Below are 15,326 nucleotides of genomic sequence, written 5' to 3'. Positions count from 1 at the left end.
GGAATTATGATGACGCCTCAGGAAGTCTCCGAGCACGCCTTTGCAAAGGCTTCGTTCGGAGGTTACAACATGGCCATGGTGGACGAGTTCCTGGACGTGCTCACCGAGGACTATACCGCGCTCTATAAGGAAAACGCCGTGCTCAAGAGCAAGATGAAGGTCCTGGTGGAAAAGGTGGAGGAATACCGCTCCACCGAGGACGCCATGCGCAAGGCCCTGCTCACCGCCCAGCGGATGGCCGATGAGATGGTGGCCGAGGCCGAGGCCAAGAAGAACGAGCTGCTCCAGAATGTGGAGGCCGACGCCAAGGTCCGCCGCATCCAGCTCCAGCAGGAGCTGGCCAATGAGGAGGCCCGGCTGAGCGCCGCCCGCCAGGCCACCGCCGAGTATGTGGGCAAGCTCAAGGAGCTCTATCAGCACGAGATGGACTACCTCAACGGACTGAGCAAGCTCACGGCCGCCGCGCCCAAGGCCGACCCGGTGAGCGAGACCGCCCAGGCCATCGAGCACGCGGTGGAGGAATCCGTCCGCGAGGAGGAGAAAATCACCATCGAGGTGCCCGTGGAGGACAAGCAGGACGGCGGCCTGTACGCTGAGCTCATGGAGCTGAACATGAACCCCGCCGAGGGGGAGCGCCACAAGCGCCCCATCCGTCAGCCCATCGAGACCCCCGCGCCCGCCCCCAGCGAGAGCGAGGAGGACGACACCGCCCCCACCCGGCGCATCGACTTTTCCAATCTCCAGTTCGGCAAGGACTACGAAATCAAGTGAGCCCCTCTTGACAGAACCGGGAAAAGCGGATAAGATAGTAACGCTTTATAGGAAAAACGCGCAGATGAGGACCAGTAGCGCCGTATTTGCTGCCCAGAGAGCCGCCGTTTGGTGCAAGGCGGAGAGCGGTACGGCGGGAAGATCACCTCGGAGCGGCCCGCTGAAGGACAGTAAGCGGGGACGGCCGGCGGCCGTTATCCGCCCGCCCATGGGGGTATTGCGCCCGTGGGACCGAGGGGCCGCATTGCGCGGCAAGAAGAGTGGTACCGCAGAGGTTCAAAACGCCTTTGTCTCTTGAAGTTCAGGAGACAAAGGCGTTTTTTGCTGTCTGCGGACCGCCCGGGAGAGAACTGACCAATCAAATCTGAGTATAAAAGGAGAACCAACCCATGGATTACAACCAGACCGTTCACCTGCCCCAGACCGACTTCCCCATGCGGGCGGGCCTGCCCAAGCGGGAGCCGGACATGCTCCAGGAGATGTATGACCACGACCTCTACCACAAGCTGATGAAGAAGAACGAGGGCAAGCCCACCTTCGTGCTCCACGACGGCCCTCCCTACGCCAACGGCAACATCCACATCGGCACCGCCCTCAACAAGATCCTCAAGGACATCATCGTCAAGCACCGCAACATGACCGGCTACTGCGCCCCCTATGTGCCCGGCTGGGACACCCACGGTCTGCCCATCGAGTCTGCCATCCTCAAGAACAAGAAGATCAAGCGGGATGAGCTCACCACCTCCGAGTTCCGGGAGAAGTGCAAGGAGTACGCCCTGGACTTCGTGGACAAGCAGCGGGAGCAGTTCAAGCGCCTGGGCGTGCTGGGCGAGTGGGAGAATCCCTACCTGACCCTCAAGCCCGAGTTTGAGGCCAAGCAGGTGGAGATCTTCGGTAAGATGGCCGAGAAGGGCTACATCTACAAGGGCATGAAGCCGGTCTACTGGTGCCCCGCCGACCAGACCGCTCTGGCCGAGGCCGAGATCGAGTACGCCGACGACCCCTGTACCACCATCTTCGTAAAATTCCCCGTCCAGGACGACAAGGGCAAGCTGGGCCAGTACGCCGACCTCTCCAAGGTCTACTTCGTGATCTGGACCACCACCCCCTGGACCATCCCCGGCAACTTTGCCATCTGCCTGAATGCCGAGTTTGACTATGTCCTCCTCCAGGTGCCGGGTGGAGACGTGTACGTCCTGGCCAAGGATCTGGCTGAGAGCGTCTGCAAGGCCGCCCACATCGACTTTGAGGCCTGCCAGGTCCTGGCGACTCTGAAGGGCAGCGAGTTTGAGCTGATGACCGCCAAGCACCCCCTCTTTGACCGGGAGAGCGTCATCCTCAACGGCGAGCACGTCACTCTGGACGCCGGCTCCGGCTGCGTCCACACCGCCCCCGGCTTCGGCGCCGAGGACTTCCAGATCTGCCAGCAGTACGACAAGGCCGGCCTCACCCACATCGGCGTGCCCGTTCCCGTCAACGCCAAGGGTGTCATGACCGACGAGCGCTACAATGGCCAGTTCTACGCCAAGGGCAACGACATGGTGGTGGAGGACCTGGAGAAGGAGGGCTTCCTGGTCGCCAAGGAGAACATCACCCACTCCTATCCCCACTGCTGGCGCTGCAAGAACCCCATCATCTACCGTGCCACCGAGCAGTGGTTCTGCTCCGTGGACGCCATCAAGGACGCCGCCGTCCAGGCTTGCGACTCCATCCAGTGGAAGCCTGACTGGGGCAAGGACCGCATGACCAGCATGATCACCGAGCGCAACGACTGGTGCATCAGCCGCCAGCGCGTGTGGGGCGTGCCCATCCCCATCTTCTACTGCGATGAGTGCGGCGCCGACATCGTCACCCCCGAGACCATCGCCCACATCTCCGCTCTCTTCCGGGAGCACGGCTCCAACATCTGGTTTGACAAGACCGCCGACGAGCTGGTGCCCGAGGGATTTGTCTGCCCCAAGTGCGGCAAGACCCATTTCTCCAAGGAGAGCGACATCATGGACGTGTGGTTCGACTCCGGCTCCACCCACGCTGCCGTGCTGGATGAGCGTCCCTACCTCCACTTCCCCGCCGACGTCTACCTGGAGGGCGGCGATCAGTACCGCGGCTGGTTCCAGTCCTCCATGCTGACCTCCATCGCCGCCAAGGGCGTGGCCCCCTATAAGCAGATCATCACCCACGGCTGGACCGTGGACGGCGAGGGCAGAGCCATGCACAAGTCCCTGGGCAACGCCGTGGCCCCCGAGGAGGTCATCAAGGACTACGGTGCGGACATGCTCCGCCTGTGGGTGGCCAGCGCCGACTATACCCAGGACATGCGCATCTCCAAGGACATCATGAAGCAGCTCTCCCAGGCCTACCTGAAGATCCGCAACACCGCCCGCTACATGCTGGGCAACCTCTGCGACTTCGAGCCCGACACCGATGCCGTGTCCGTGGAGAACCTGATGGAGCTGGACCGCTACGCTCTGTACCGCTTCAACGAGCTGGTCAAGACCGTGCGTGCCGCCTACGACCGCTATGAGTTCCACGCTGTCTACCGCGCCGTCTACAACTTCTGCGTGGTGGATATGTCCAACTTCTATCTGGATATCATCAAGGACCGCCTCTACTGCGGCAATGAGGCCGAGCGCCGCTCCGCCCAGACCGCCCTGTACAGCATCCTGGACGGCATGACCCGGCTCATCGCCCCCATCCTGGCCTTCACCTCCGACGAGATCTGGCACGCCATGAAGCACGCCAAGGACGTGGACGGCGAGAGCGTTCTCTTCAACGAGATGCCCGGCGATAACGCCGCCTATGCCCTGGACGAGGCTGCCAAGGCCCGCTGGGAGAAGCTGGTCAGCCTGCGCGACGCAGTGAACAAGGCCCTGGAGAACGCCCGCAATGCCGGCGTGTTCAAGAAGGCCCAGGACACCGAGATCACCCTCTCCGTGTCTGAGGCGGACGCCGCTTTCCTGGCCGGCGTGGACCTGGCCAGCCTGTGCATCGTGTCCAAGGTCACCGTCACCACCGAGGCGGTGGAGGGCGAGCGGAACGAGGAGTCCCTCATCCCCTGCACCATCGCCGTGAAGCTCTCTGAGGCCCCCAAGTGCCCCCGCTGCTGGAACCACTGTGATTCCATCGGGACCGAGGGTCACCACGCCGAGCTGTGCGACCGCTGCGCCGCCGTGGTGGAGGGTTAATCTCCCCCTTAAAATCCGATTTTATAAAAAGCCCGCTCCCGGAGCCTTCCGGGAGCGGGCTTTTATCACGGATCGGTAGAGACAGGGCCGTAGAGCAATTCATATTCTCGGATATGGCTGCGCAGCACCAGGCGGACATAGCGGGACAGGGAGCGGTTGGTCTGCTTGGACAGGGCGCGGGCTTTGGCCTTGAGTTCCGGGGGGACCTGGACGGAAATGCACTGGTCTTTTTTCACGGTGTTCATGGATACTCCCTCCTTCTGGTCGTATCATATCACTCTTAATAACTCTAGTCAACTCTATATGATTCTTTGAGACGGATGAATCTAAATGATATCATAAAGATACAAATAGATACACTCTAGAGGAGGGATTGTGATGGGAGTACAGGAAGCACCTTATTCTCTGCGCCTTGGTCATGAGGCTATGCAAAAAATTCGGGTGTTAGCTGCAAAGGACAAGCGCTCCATCAATATGCAGCTCTGCCTGGCGGTGGAGACCTATCTGGAGCAGTACGAGAAGGAGCACGGCAAGATCCCCGTGGAGCCGGAGGAATAATCAGCCTTTTGCTGGTGCCTTCGCCGGACCGGCGCGCCTGTTCGGCGGGAACTCCTCTTTCTTTTCAAAAAGAAAGAGGAGGGAAAGAAAACGCCGGAGGGGGAACGAGGACGCTTCCCCCTCCGGACCTCCCCCTCAGTGCACCCCCGGCGGAACAGAGGGAACCGCGTCAGCAAAGGTGCGTACCCATATCGGGGGAAGATTTCCGCCGCTGAAGAGAGGTTTTGGTCTGGTGCTTGCGGAAGCCCCCGGCTTCGACTGCCGTCGGGAGAGAGTGCTTCCGTTTATTGACAAGCTCACCGGGCACCTCATAGGCAGCCGCCATTGCCTTTGGCCCATCGGACTTTTGCAATTGCTGAGACTTTCAGCCCAGCCCGTTGGGGCGTACTTTGAGGGGGCGCCGGGGGAACCATCCCCCGGCCCGTTCTTTCCCGCCGCTTTCTTACGGAAAAGAAAGCGGTGCCCCCGCCGGGCAGGCGGCCCGCGCGGCGAGCGCAAGGAATGCCCCCGCTGGGGAGGCACGTTCCCCCGGTTGCCACACCGCCGGAACCGTGATAAAATAAAACGATTCTAACTTCCAAAGGAGCCTTTTCATGCTGTATGCAGTGCTTGTTGCGGCCCTGGTGGCCATCGACCAGGTGGTCAAATATCTGGTGCGGGCCAACATCCCGCTGGGGGAGTCCATCCCCTTCCTGCCCCATGTGATGGATCTGACCTATGTGCAGAACACCGGGGCGGCCTTTTCCATGTTTTCCGAGCAAACCTGGATGCTCACCCTGCTCTCGCTGGTCGTGTCGGTCCTGCTGGTCCTGGTGCTGGTCAAGGGCTGGGTCACCCGGACCCGGCTGGGCCGGGTGTGCGTGGCGGTGGTGCTGGCCGGGGCGGTGGGCAACCTCATTGACCGGGCCCTTTTCAACTTTGTCACCGATATGTTTGAGACCACCTTTATGAATTTCGCGGTCTTTAACGTGGCCGACATCTGCGTGGTGCTGGGGGGCATCGGCTTCTGCGCCTACTATCTCTTCCTCTATGAGAAGCTGGAGGGAAAGGAGAGCGGCCATGACGACGCTGGAACTGCGGGCTGACCGGACCGGCGAGCGGGCCGACAGCTTCCTGGCCCGGACGGTGGAGGGCCTCACCCGCTCCGCTGCCCAGCGGCTGCTGGAGGAGGGGGCGGTGCGGAAAAACGGCGCCCCCGTGAAAAAGAATGAGAAGCTCACCGAGGGGGATACGCTGATCCTCTCCCTCCCGGAGCCAGAGCCGGTGGACATCCTACCCCAGGACATTCCGCTGGACGTGGTGTATGAGGACGACGACGTCATCGTGGTCAACAAGCCCGTTGGCATGGTGGTCCACCCGGCCGCCGGCCACCCGGACGGTACGCTGGTCAATGCCCTCCTCCACCACTGCGGCGACAGCCTCTCGGGCATCAACGGGGAGCTGCGGCCCGGCATCGTGCACCGCATCGACCGGGACACCTCCGGCCTGCTCATCGCCGCCAAGAACGACTTTGCCCATCTGGGGCTGGCCGAACAGCTCCAGGACCACTCCCTCTACCGGGAGTATGAGGCCATCTGCGTGGGCAACCTCCGGGAGGACCAGGGCACCGTGAATGCACCCATCGCCCGGCACCGCACGGACCGCAAGCGCATGGCGGTGGACCCGGAGGGACGGGAGGCCGTCACCCACTGGACCGTGCTGGAGCGGCTGAGCGGATACGCCTACATCCAGTGCCGTCTGGAGACCGGGCGCACCCACCAGATCCGGGTACACATGGCCTCCATCGGCCACCCCCTGCTGGGAGACGTGGTGTACGGGAGCAAGCGTCCCTACCCCGGCCTGGCGGGCCAGTGTCTCCACGCCCGGCGGCTCTCCTTCGTCCACCCCCGCACCGGGGAGCGCATCACGGTGGAGTGCCCCCTGCCCGACTGGTTTCAGGCCGTGCTGGCCAAGCTGCGCCGGATGAGTGCCGCGCCTTGACAAGGGAAACGGGGCCGGTATAGAATAGGGTATAACCACAGAACAACTCCAAATCCCAGGGGTGTCGGGCGCAAGTCCGGCTGAGATCCGCGCGTAGCGCCGCGCGGGGACCCTTGACCTGATCCGGATCATGCCGGCGTAGGAAGGTGGATTCATACGGGGAAGGACCATGTCGTTTCACTCGTACCGCACTGCGCCCAGGGGCTGCGCTGCGGTACATCTTTTTAGGAGGAAAACGATATGAACCTGACCATGGAAGCCAGACCCCGGGCCAGCCGGACCCGGGTGCGCATGCTGTGTGAGGGGGCCCTTTTGGTGGCGGCCGCCCAGATCCTCAGCTATGTAAAGTTTCTGGAGCTGCCCAACGGCGGCTCCCTGACCCCGGCCATGTTCCCGGTGCTGCTCTTCGCGGTGCGCTGGGGCTGGAAGGACGGGCTGCTGGGCGGCCTTGTGCTGGGCATCCTGCAATTTATGTTTGACGGCGGCTTTGCCCTGGGGTGGCAGTCCATCCTGGGGGACTATCTGCTGGCCTTCACGGCGCTGGGCCTGGCCGGCGTGTTCCGGGGCCGCCGCTGGGGCATTTTTGCCGGGACCGTGCTGGGCTGCGCCGGGCGGTTCCTGGTGCACTATGTGGTGGGTGCCACCATCTGGGCCGAGTACATGCCGGAGGAGTTTCTGAGCATGACCATGACCAGCCCCTGGCTCTACTCCCTGCTCTACAACGGGGTGTATATGCTGCCCAACATGGTGTTGGCGCTGGTCATCGGGGCGCTGCTCTACCGGCCCATGGGGCGGTATCTGACCGGCGCGGACATCGAATAACAAGGAAAGTAGGGTGATCCCTTGGGCAAGTTTGACGGCGTACTGCTGGTAAGTGATTTTGACGACACCCTCTACGGGACGGATCTGACCGTGTCCCGGGAGAATGTGGAGGCCATCGCCTACTTTACGGCGGAGGGCGGACGTTTTACGGTGGCCACGGGCCGGGCCCGGCCCGCCTTTGCCCCCTGCGCCTCCCTGGCCCCCATCAATGCGCCGGTCATCCTGTCCAACGGCTCGGCCCTGTACGATTTCGACCGGGGAGAGATGGTCTGTGAGACCTTCCTGCCCGAGCGGGTCCTGGGGGACCTGATGGAGCTGACCTTCGTGGTCCCCGAGATCGGACTGGAGGCCTACCACGGGGACGACATCTATCTCCACAATCCCAACATCATCACCCGCAACCATCTGGCGCGGGTGGGCGCGCCCGGAGAGGAAAAGGCCATCCGGGACATCCCCGGCCCCCTCTCCAAGGTTCTGCTGGAGCATGACCGCCGCAGCGTGCTGGAGCGGGCCCGGGAGTACATCCTCTCTCGCTGGGGGGAGCACTATGAGGCCATCTTCTCCAACCAGGTGCTGCTGGAGCTCACCGCCAAGGGGAGCAACAAAGGAGGCATGGTGGAGGAACTGGCCCGCCGCCTGGGGATCGGAGCGGAGCACATCTACTGCGTGGGAGACAATGAGAACGACATCCCCATGCTGGCGCGCTCGGCCATCCCCTTTGCCCCGTCCAACTGCGCCCCCGTGGTGCGGGAGTGGGGAGCTCGCCTGGTCTCCTCCTGCGACGAGAGCTGCGTGGCCGAGATCATCGGTATCCTGGACGGGCGCTATCCGGCCCGGCCGTGAAAAGCGTAAAAAAACTGCCCTCCGGCGCGTAATCCTGCGCCGGAGGGCAGCTTTGCCTCTCAGGGAAAGACCGCCTGGACCAGTACCATGTAGAGCACCGTCCCCCCGAAGATGGAGAGGAGCGTGTTGCGCTTCCACAGGTGGAGGAGTGCCACCACCAGTACCGACAGGAAGGCGGGGAGCCACTCCCCCGCGGCCTGGAGGGAGAGCAGATGGGGAAAGCCGTCCCGCAGGGCCAGAAGCGGACCCTTGAGACAGTAGATGATGAGCATGGCGATGATGGCGGGGGGCAGCACCCGGCCCAGATAGAGCACCAGCTTGGGCGGATGGTCTCCCCGGTCAAAGAGGAGAAAGGGCAGGGCCCGGGTTAAAAAGGTGACCACCGCCATCACGGCGATGGCGGCTACGGCCTGTATAGGGGTCAGCATGTGGGTTCCTCCTCTCTGGCGGCGGTGCCGCGCTCATCCAGACGCTGGCGCAGCAGGAGCAGCACCAGCACGATCACGCCCAGGGCGGGCAGAAGCATGTTCTCCGCCCCCACCAGGAAGAGACTCAACAGGGTCACCCCGGCCCCCAGCAGGGCGGGGAGATGGCGCTTGTAGGCGCTCCACTGGTCCACGGCGATGACCACAAAGAGGGCGGTCATGGCAAAGTCGATGCCGGTGGTGTCGATGGGCAGAAGAGCCCCCGCTACCGCGCCGATGACCGAGCCTAAAATCCAGTAGGACTGATCCAGCAGGGCGATGGAGAAATAGAAATTCCTGGGGTCCACGCCCACGGGGGGCTGCACCGAGCTGAGCAGCGCATAGGTCTCATCCGTGAGGGAAAAGATCATGTAGAACTTGCGCAGACCCATGCCCCGGAATTTTTCCAGCATGGAGAGCCCGTAGACCAGGTGGCGGAAATTGATGAGCAGGGTCATCACGGCCACGGTGCTCAGAGCGGCGGCCGAGGAGAGCAGGCTCACCCCCAGATACTGCCCGGAACCGGCGTAGATGGTCAGACTCATGAAAAAGGCCCAGATGAAATTGTATCCGATGGCCTGGAGCATGAAGCCAAAGGCCATGCCGATGGCCAGATACCCCATCAGGACGGGGACCGTCACCGGGAAGGCGGCGGCCAGGGATTTGCGGTCCATGTGAAATCACTTCCAACTCTATGGTATCTGATACAGCATTGTACTAAAGTGGAGAGAAAAAAGCAAGTCCCGGGCCTGAGGTTGTTTTTTTGCCGGATTCTTGTATAATAATGTCTACTGTAAGAAGGTGCGCCCCACCCTGCGGTCGGGGGCGCAGGAAAGGAAGGATGTCTGCGGTGAAACGTCTGCTGTTTATCTATAATCCCCATGCGGGCAAGGGGCGGAGCAAGAGCCATATTTCCGATGTTGTGGACTGCTTTACCCGGCAGGGCTGGCTGGTGACCATCCACCCCACCCAGGGCAAGGCGGACGCCGCAGCAGTGGCCGCCGATCTGGGGGGCAGCTTTGACCGGGTGGTGTGCTGCGGGGGAGACGGGACCCTCCACGAGACCATCACCGGGCTCATGGGCCTCACCAACCGCCCGCCGGTGGGCTATATCCCCGCCGGGACCACCAACGATTTTTCCCGGAACCTCCACCTGCCCCGCAGCTTGGCGGGCCGGATGGAGACCGCCGGGGCAGGGGTGCCCCGGCCGGTGGACATAGGCCGCTTCAATGGGGAGTACTTTATCTATGTGGCGGCCTTCGGGGCCTTTACCGATGTGGCCTACGATACGCCCCAGCCCTTTAAAAACGCATTCGGACATCTGGCGTATGTGCTGGAGGGAGCGGCACGGCTGCCCTCCCTTCAGTCCTACCGCCTGCGGGTGGAGCACGACGGGGGCACCGAGGAGGGGGACTTCCTCTTCGGGATGGTGAGCAACACCGTGTCGGTAGGGGGCTTCAAGGGGGCCAACACCGAGCGGGTGGAGCTGGACGACGGGCAGTTTGAGGTGGTCCTGATCCGTCAGCCCCAGAATGCCGCCCAGCTCCAGAGCATCGTGATGGGGCTGATGCAGGCCAAGCCCGAGCCGGGCGGGGCGGTGGTGGCCTTCCAGACCACACGCCTGCGGGTGACCTGTGCCGGCGAGCTGCCCTGGACCCTGGACGGGGAGTATGGCGGGGCACCCCGGGTGGCCGAAATTGAGAATCTTCCCCGGGCGGTGGAGATCGTCTATGGAAAATAGCGCGGCCCCCTTCCCGCCCGTGCAAAGAACCGACTGTTAGGAGCGAATATGGACTATCACGCTGGAGAATATGATATCGCCGTTATCGGCGCCGGCCACGCTGGGATCGAGGCGGCTCTGGCCGCCGCCCGTCTGGGCCTGCGCACCCTGTGCTTCACCGTCAATCTGGACGCGGTGGGCAATATGCCCTGCAATCCCGCCATCGGCGGCACGGGAAAGGGCCACTTGGTCCGGGAGCTGGACGCCCTGGGAGGCGAGATGGCCCGGGCGGCCGACGCGGCCTGCATCCAATACCGGGTGCTCAACAAGGGCAAGGGACCGGCGGTCTGGTCCCTGCGGGCCCAGGCCGACCGGCGGGAATACCAGAAGGTCATGAAGCGCACCCTGGAGGGGCAGGAGAACCTCTGGCTCAAGCAGGCCGAGGTCACCGACGTCCTCACGGAGGACGGAGCGGTCCGGGCCGTGCGCACCGCCTCCGGCGGGATCTATACTGTGCGCGCGGTGGTCATCGCCACAGGTACCCATTTGGGCGGGCGCACCATCGTGGGGGAGCTGGCCCGGGACTCCGGCCCTGACGGGCTGGCCGCCGCCCTCCCCCTCACCCGGAGCCTGGAGAAGCTGGGGCTGAGCCTGCGCCGCTTCAAGACGGGCACGCCCCCCCGGGTCCACGCACGGAGTGTGGATTTCTCCCGGATGGAGCGCCAGGAGGGAGACCGGACTCCCGTCCCCTTCTCCTTTGAGACCGAGCAGCCGCCGGAAAACCGGGCGGTGTGCTGGCTCACCTATACCAACGAAGAGACCCATGCGGTCATCCGGGCCAATCTGGACCGATCCCCCCTCTACTCCGGGATGATCGAGGGAGTGGGACCCCGCTACTGCCCCTCCATTGAGGACAAGGTGGTCCGCTTTGCCGATAAGGAGCGCCACCAGCTCTTCATCGAGCCCATGGGCCTGGACACCGAAGAGCTTTATATCCAGGGCCTCTCCTCCTCCCTGCCCGAGGACGTGCAGATGGCCATGCTGCGCACCATCCCGGGGCTGGAGCACGCCGAGATGACCCGGACGGCCTACGCCATCGAATACGACTGCGTGGACCCCACCCAGCTCCTCCCCACCCTGGAGAGCAAGGTGGTGCAGGGACTCTATGGAGCGGGACAGTTCAACGGTTCCTCCGGCTATGAGGAGGCGGCGGTGCAGGGCTTTGTGGCGGGGGTGAACGCCGCGCTGAAGCTGCTGGGCCGTCCCCCCATGGTGATCGGCCGGGACCAGGGGTACATCGGGGTCCTGATCGACGACCTGGTGACCAAGGGCACCCAGGAGCCCTACCGCATGATGACCTCCCGCACGGAGTACCGCCTCCTCCACCGCCAGGACAACGCGGACCAGCGCCTGTGTCCCGTGGGACACGCGGTGGGACTGGTGAGTGAGGAGCGCTACCGCCGGGTGCTGGAGAAATACGCCGCTGTGGAGAAGGAGCGCAAGCGCCTGGAGCACACCGGAGCCGCCCCCTCTCCCGCCCTGGACGCCATGCTGGCCGGGCATGGGGAGCCTCCCGCCCCCAACGGGGCGCGGCTGGCCGACCTGCTCCGGCGGCCCCGGATCGGGTACGGGGATCTCGCTCCCTTTGACCCGGATCGCCCGTCTCTGCCCGAGGCCACGGCTGAGGCGGTGGAGATCGCGGTCAAATACCAGGGATACATCGACAAACAGCTCCGGCAGGTGGAGGAGATGCGCAAGCTGGAGGGCCGCCCCCTCCCCCCGGATCTGGACTATGAACATATGGAAGGGCTGCGGCTGGAGGCACGACAGAAGCTCCAGCGGATCCGGCCCCTGAATCTGGGCCAGGCCAGCCGCATCTCCGGCGTGAGCCCCGCCGATCTGGCGGTGCTTCTGGTGGCGCTGGAGCGGTGAGGACCGCAGAAAGGAAGGAATGCCATGCGTCCCTTGTCATTGGGCCCCGCCGGGGCCGGCTGTTACCTCTTCCCCACCCTGGCGGGGTATCTGCTGGTGGATACCGGCTGTGAGCGAACTGCGGAGGAGCTGCTGCGGCAGCTCAGCCGGCGGATCGGACTGAGCGAGCTGCAATGGATCTTCCTCACCCACGCCCATGCCGACCACGCGGGGGGACTGGAAGGGCTCCTCAAGGGCACCCGGGCCCGGGTGCTCCTCCACCCGCTGGGACTGGAGCGGCTGAGAAGCGGAAAAGACCCGGGGCTGGGCCGCGCGCCCGGCCGCTGGGAGAGCTTGGTGGGCGGTCTGACCCACCTGCTGGGCCGGGAGACGGCAGCCTTTCCGCCCCTTTCCCGGGGAATGGAAAACCGCTGCATCCCGCTGGAGGGGATGCGCCGGCGGGAGCTGGAGTCCAGCCTGGGGGTCCGCTTTCTGGACACGCCCGGGCACACGGCCGACTCCATGTCCCTCCTCACCGAGGACGGGACCCTCTTCTGCGGGGATGCGGCCATGTCCGGTCCCCTGATCCGGCGGCACCGCCCGGTGTCGGTGGAGTCCCTGGAGGACTGCCGGGAGAGCTGGAAGGTCCTGCGGCAGTCCGGTGGACGGATGCTCTACCCCGGGCACGGAAAGCCCTTCCCGCTCCGGCGGCTGGAGCTCGATCAAATCTGATAGGAAAAAACGGAAATGGAGTGACCCATGAGAGAAAAGCTGGTACTGGGCCTGTCGGGCGGAGTGGACTCCGCCGTGGCGGCCCGTCTTCTGCGGGAGAAGTACGACGTGACCTGCCTGTGGCTGGACATCGGCCTGGGGGGCGGCGAGGACGCTGCCGCCGTGGCAAAGGAGCTGGGCCTGCCCTTTGAGACGGCTGACATCCGGGATGCCCTGGAGGAGCGGGTCTGCACCCCCTTTGCCCAGACCTATCTGGCGGGCAAGACCCCCCTGCCCTGCGCCCTGTGCAACCCCACGGTGAAATTCCCTGCCCTGCTGGCCCTGGCCGACCGTTTGGGCGCGCCCTATGTGGCCACGGGCCACTATGCCCGCCGGGGCACGGGGGCGGACGGACGGGCCCTGCTGCGGAAGGGACGGCCCGCCAACGATCAGTCCTATATGCTCTCCCGTCTGCCCCAGGACATCCTGCGCCGGGTGGTCTTTCCCCTGGGGGAGTATGAGAAGCGGGAGGTCCGCGCCCTGGCCGGGGAGGCCGCCCTGGCCGTGGCGGAGAAGCCCGACTCCATGGAGATCTGCTTTATCCCGGACGGAGACTATGCCGCCTGGCTGGACCGCCGGGGAAACACGCCGCCCCCCGGCAACTTTGTGGACCGGGAGGGCCGCGTCCTGGGCCGGCACAAGGGTATCCACCACTATACCCTGGGTCAGCGGCGGGGCCTGGGGGTGTCAGGCCCCCACCGGTATTTTGTCTCGGCCATCCGGCCGGAGACCAATGAAGTGGTGCTCTCCGACGGAACCGACCTCCACGCGGACCGGACCCGGTGCACCGACCTGAACTGGATCGCCATAGAGGGCCTGGAGGGGGAGCGGGCATGCACCGTGCGCCTGCGCCACTCCAAGGTGGAGACCCCCGCCATCCTCTGTCCCGATGGGGACGCGGTGGAGATCCGCATGCTCACCCCGGCCCGGGCCCCCACGCCGGGGCAGCTGGCGGTGTTCTACGACGGGGATATCGTGCTGGGCAGCGGATGGATCTGCTGACCCATGGAACCCTGCATACCTGTCCGCCCCGGAGCGGGGCGGGAGATTTTGAGATAAAGGAGTTGCCATCCATGGATGAAATCATTCTGCTCAAGCTGGGCGAGATTGTGCTCAAGGGCCTCAACCGCCGCAGCTTTGAGGACAAGCTCATCGGAAACGCCCAGCGCCGCCTGCGGCCTTTCGGCAAGTTCCGGGTGTACACCAAGCAGTCCACCCTGTATGTGGAGCCCCAGGAGGATTCCTGCAATCTGGACGGGGCCTATGAGGCCATGAAGCGTCTCTTTGGCGTGGTGGGCCTCTCCCGGGCCCGGGCCTGCGCCAAGGACAAGGACGCCATGCTCAAGACCGCCCAGGAGTACCTGGGGGACCGGCTCTCCGCCGCCCGGACCTTCAAGGTGGAGTCCAAGCGGGCCGACAAGACCTTCCCCATGACCTCCATCCAGCTCTCCCAGTATGTAGGCGGGGAGCTGGACGAGCTCTATCCCAACCTGAAGGTGGACGTGCACCACCCGGAGCTCACCGTCTATCTGGAAGTGCGGGATTACGCCGCCTATGTCCACGCCGACCCCGAGCCCGGTGCGGGCGGTCTGCCTGTGGGCATCAACGGCCGGGCGGTCAGCCTGCTCTCCGGCGGCATCGACTCCCCTGTGGCCTCCTGGATGATCGCCAAGCGGGGCATCGCCCTGGAGATGGTCCACTTCTTCTCCTACCCCTATACCTCTGAGGAGGCCAAGCAGAAGGTGCTCACCCTGGCCAAGCTCCTCACCCCCTGGTGCGGACGGCTCATGGTCCATGTGGTGCCCTTCACCGCCATCCAGGAGGAGCTGCGCCGCAAGTGCCCCGAGGAGCTCTTCACCATCCTCATGCGCCGCTTTATGATGCGCATTGCCGAGAAGGTGGCCGAGCGGACCAAGTCCGGGGCCATCGTCACCGGCGAGTGCCTGGGCCAGGTGGCCAGCCAGACCATGGAGGCCATGAAGGCCACCAGCGCCGTGTGCTCCCTCCCCATCCTGCGCCCGGTGGTGGGCATGGACAAGGAGGAGATCGTCACCATCGCCCGGAAGATCAACACCTTCGAGACCTCCATCCTGCCCTATGAGGACTGCTGCACTGTCTTTACTCCCCGCCATCCCCGCCTGCGCCCCCTGCCCGGGGAGATCGAGGCCGCCGAGGCGGAACTGGACATCGACGCCATGGTGGCCCAGGCCGTGGAGAGCATCGAGCGCATCAAGATCGACCCGTAAAGTTACAAGTCAAAAGTAACAAATGCTGGAAATGATGAAAATATATTTCCACATC

At 64.2% G+C, this 15,326-nt stretch carries 15 protein-coding genes, 1 riboswitch and 1 other annotated feature; of the genes, 12 read left to right on the top strand and 3 right to left on the bottom strand.

Going from position 1 to position 15,326, the window contains the following annotated elements; translation table 11 throughout:
• Positions 1-6: 6 nt before the first annotated feature.
• Together GPK94_RS15075 and ileS are read left to right on the top strand one after the other, a co-directional pair.
• Entirely contained in the window at positions 7-771 is a 765-nt protein-coding gene (locus GPK94_RS15075; RefSeq protein ID WP_193535783.1) for a DivIVA domain-containing protein, read from the top strand.
• 52 nt (positions 772-823) lie between these two features.
• Positions 824-1,069: a binding site (T-box leader), on the top strand.
• A 91-nt stretch (positions 1,070-1,160) separates the two neighbouring features.
• Complete coding sequence (gene ileS / locus GPK94_RS15070; RefSeq protein ID WP_215656177.1) at positions 1,161-3,956, top strand: isoleucine--tRNA ligase; 2,796 nt, start codon at positions 1,161-1,163, stop codon at positions 3,954-3,956.
• 65 nt (positions 3,957-4,021) lie between these two features.
• On the opposite strand, the gene GPK94_RS15065 is transcribed toward ileS, so the two are convergent.
• Positions 4,022-4,201 (bottom strand): hypothetical protein, encoded by a 180-nt coding sequence (locus GPK94_RS15065; protein WP_101692438.1) that lies wholly within the window; start codon positions 4,199-4,201, stop codon positions 4,022-4,024.
• A 133-nt stretch (positions 4,202-4,334) separates the two neighbouring features.
• Between GPK94_RS15065 and GPK94_RS15060 the strand changes: the two genes are divergently transcribed.
• From GPK94_RS15060 to GPK94_RS15040, 5 genes are all read left to right on the top strand, one after another.
• Complete coding sequence (locus tag GPK94_RS15060) at positions 4,335-4,514, top strand: hypothetical protein (RefSeq protein WP_145996845.1); 180 nt, start codon at positions 4,335-4,337, stop codon at positions 4,512-4,514.
• A gap of 593 nt (positions 4,515-5,107) precedes the next feature.
• A complete protein-coding gene (lspA, locus tag GPK94_RS15055) occupies positions 5,108-5,599 on the top strand; it encodes a signal peptidase II (RefSeq protein WP_215656176.1) in 492 nt (163 codons plus the stop codon).
• A complete protein-coding gene (locus tag GPK94_RS15050; protein WP_193535793.1) occupies positions 5,574-6,494 on the top strand; it encodes an RluA family pseudouridine synthase in 921 nt (306 codons plus the stop codon). Before lspA ends, GPK94_RS15050 begins: the two co-directional genes overlap by 26 nt.
• Before the next feature lie 47 nt (positions 6,495-6,541).
• A riboswitch (TPP riboswitch) is annotated at positions 6,542-6,656 on the top strand.
• Positions 6,657-6,734: 78 nt separating this feature from the next.
• Positions 6,735-7,316: an energy-coupled thiamine transporter ThiT gene (locus GPK94_RS15045; protein WP_235964107.1), complete on the top strand. Its 582-nt coding sequence runs from the start codon at positions 6,735-6,737 to the stop codon at positions 7,314-7,316.
• A gap of 21 nt (positions 7,317-7,337) precedes the next feature.
• On the top strand, positions 7,338-8,159 hold the full coding sequence (locus tag GPK94_RS15040; RefSeq protein WP_193535795.1) for an HAD family hydrolase: 822 nt from the start codon (positions 7,338-7,340) through the stop codon (positions 8,157-8,159).
• A 59-nt stretch (positions 8,160-8,218) separates the two neighbouring features.
• Here GPK94_RS15040 and GPK94_RS15035 read toward each other — a convergent pair whose 3' ends face one another.
• Both GPK94_RS15035 and GPK94_RS15030 read right to left on the bottom strand, forming a co-directional pair.
• The gene (locus tag GPK94_RS15035) at positions 8,219-8,587 is read right to left on the bottom strand and encodes an AzlD domain-containing protein (RefSeq protein WP_101692434.1); all 369 of its coding nucleotides are present in this window, start codon (positions 8,585-8,587) and stop codon (positions 8,219-8,221) included.
• Positions 8,581-9,297 carry an AzlC family ABC transporter permease gene (locus GPK94_RS15030; RefSeq protein ID WP_215656175.1) on the bottom strand — a complete coding sequence of 239 codons (717 nt, stop codon included), beginning with the start codon at positions 9,295-9,297 and terminating at the stop codon, positions 8,581-8,583. The genes GPK94_RS15035 and GPK94_RS15030 overlap by 7 nt, the downstream gene beginning before the upstream one ends.
• A gap of 176 nt (positions 9,298-9,473) precedes the next feature.
• On the opposite strand from GPK94_RS15030, the gene GPK94_RS15025 reads away from it, so the two are divergent.
• From GPK94_RS15025 to thiI, 5 genes are all read left to right on the top strand, one after another.
• Positions 9,474-10,364, top strand: coding sequence for a diacylglycerol kinase family protein (locus tag GPK94_RS15025; RefSeq protein ID WP_101692669.1), 891 nt, complete (start codon positions 9,474-9,476; stop codon positions 10,362-10,364).
• Between the two features lie 48 nt (positions 10,365-10,412).
• Positions 10,413-12,275, top strand: a complete 1,863-nt coding sequence (mnmG, locus tag GPK94_RS15020; RefSeq protein WP_195278805.1) for a tRNA uridine-5-carboxymethylaminomethyl(34) synthesis enzyme MnmG — start codon at positions 10,413-10,415, stop codon at positions 12,273-12,275.
• Positions 12,276-12,299: 24 nt separating this feature from the next.
• Entirely contained in the window at positions 12,300-12,986 is a 687-nt protein-coding gene (locus GPK94_RS15015; protein WP_215656174.1) for an MBL fold metallo-hydrolase, read from the top strand.
• Positions 12,987-13,013: 27 nt separating this feature from the next.
• Positions 13,014-14,027 carry a tRNA 2-thiouridine(34) synthase MnmA gene (gene mnmA, locus GPK94_RS15010; protein ID WP_101692430.1) on the top strand — a complete coding sequence of 338 codons (1,014 nt, stop codon included), beginning with the start codon at positions 13,014-13,016 and terminating at the stop codon, positions 14,025-14,027.
• Positions 14,028-14,098: 71 nt separating this feature from the next.
• Positions 14,099-15,271, top strand: coding sequence for a tRNA uracil 4-sulfurtransferase ThiI (thiI, locus tag GPK94_RS15005; RefSeq protein ID WP_195278808.1), 1,173 nt, complete (start codon positions 14,099-14,101; stop codon positions 15,269-15,271).
• Positions 15,272-15,326: the final 55 nt, after the last annotated feature.

This window comes from Pseudoflavonifractor sp. MCC625 (genome assembly GCF_018784545.1).
GTDB classification, from domain to species: domain Bacteria; phylum Bacillota; class Clostridia; order Oscillospirales; family Oscillospiraceae; genus Pseudoflavonifractor_A; species Pseudoflavonifractor_A gallinarum.
Note: the sequence above shows the minus strand (reverse complement) of the source record. Positions and strands in the feature narration are given on the sequence as shown.

Excerpts from the sequence above, each read along its gene's own strand:
- GPK94_RS15050 (WP_193535793.1), top strand. The coding sequence starts at position 5,574 with ATGACGACGCTGGAACTGCGGGCTGACCGGACCGGCGAGCGGGCCGAC.
- lspA (WP_215656176.1), top strand. The coding sequence starts at position 5,108 with ATGCTGTATGCAGTGCTTGTTGCGGCCCTGGTGGCCATCGACCAGGTG.
- GPK94_RS15015 (WP_215656174.1), top strand. The coding sequence starts at position 12,300 with ATGCGTCCCTTGTCATTGGGCCCCGCCGGGGCCGGCTGTTACCTCTTC.
- GPK94_RS15035 (WP_101692434.1), bottom strand. The coding sequence starts at position 8,587 with ATGCTGACCCCTATACAGGCCGTAGCCGCCATCGCCGTGATGGCGGTG.
- thiI (WP_195278808.1), top strand. The coding sequence starts at position 14,099 with ATGGATGAAATCATTCTGCTCAAGCTGGGCGAGATTGTGCTCAAGGGC.
- mnmA (WP_101692430.1), top strand. The coding sequence starts at position 13,014 with ATGAGAGAAAAGCTGGTACTGGGCCTGTCGGGCGGAGTGGACTCCGCC.
- GPK94_RS15075 (WP_193535783.1), top strand. The coding sequence starts at position 7 with ATGATGACGCCTCAGGAAGTCTCCGAGCACGCCTTTGCAAAGGCTTCG.
- ileS (WP_215656177.1), top strand. The coding sequence starts at position 1,161 with ATGGATTACAACCAGACCGTTCACCTGCCCCAGACCGACTTCCCCATG.
- GPK94_RS15045 (WP_235964107.1), top strand. The coding sequence starts at position 6,735 with ATGAACCTGACCATGGAAGCCAGACCCCGGGCCAGCCGGACCCGGGTG.
- mnmG (WP_195278805.1), top strand. The coding sequence starts at position 10,413 with ATGGACTATCACGCTGGAGAATATGATATCGCCGTTATCGGCGCCGGC.
- GPK94_RS15060 (WP_145996845.1), top strand. The coding sequence starts at position 4,335 with ATGGGAGTACAGGAAGCACCTTATTCTCTGCGCCTTGGTCATGAGGCT.
- GPK94_RS15065 (WP_101692438.1), bottom strand. The coding sequence starts at position 4,201 with ATGAACACCGTGAAAAAAGACCAGTGCATTTCCGTCCAGGTCCCCCCG.
- GPK94_RS15030 (WP_215656175.1), bottom strand. The coding sequence starts at position 9,297 with ATGGACCGCAAATCCCTGGCCGCCGCCTTCCCGGTGACGGTCCCCGTC.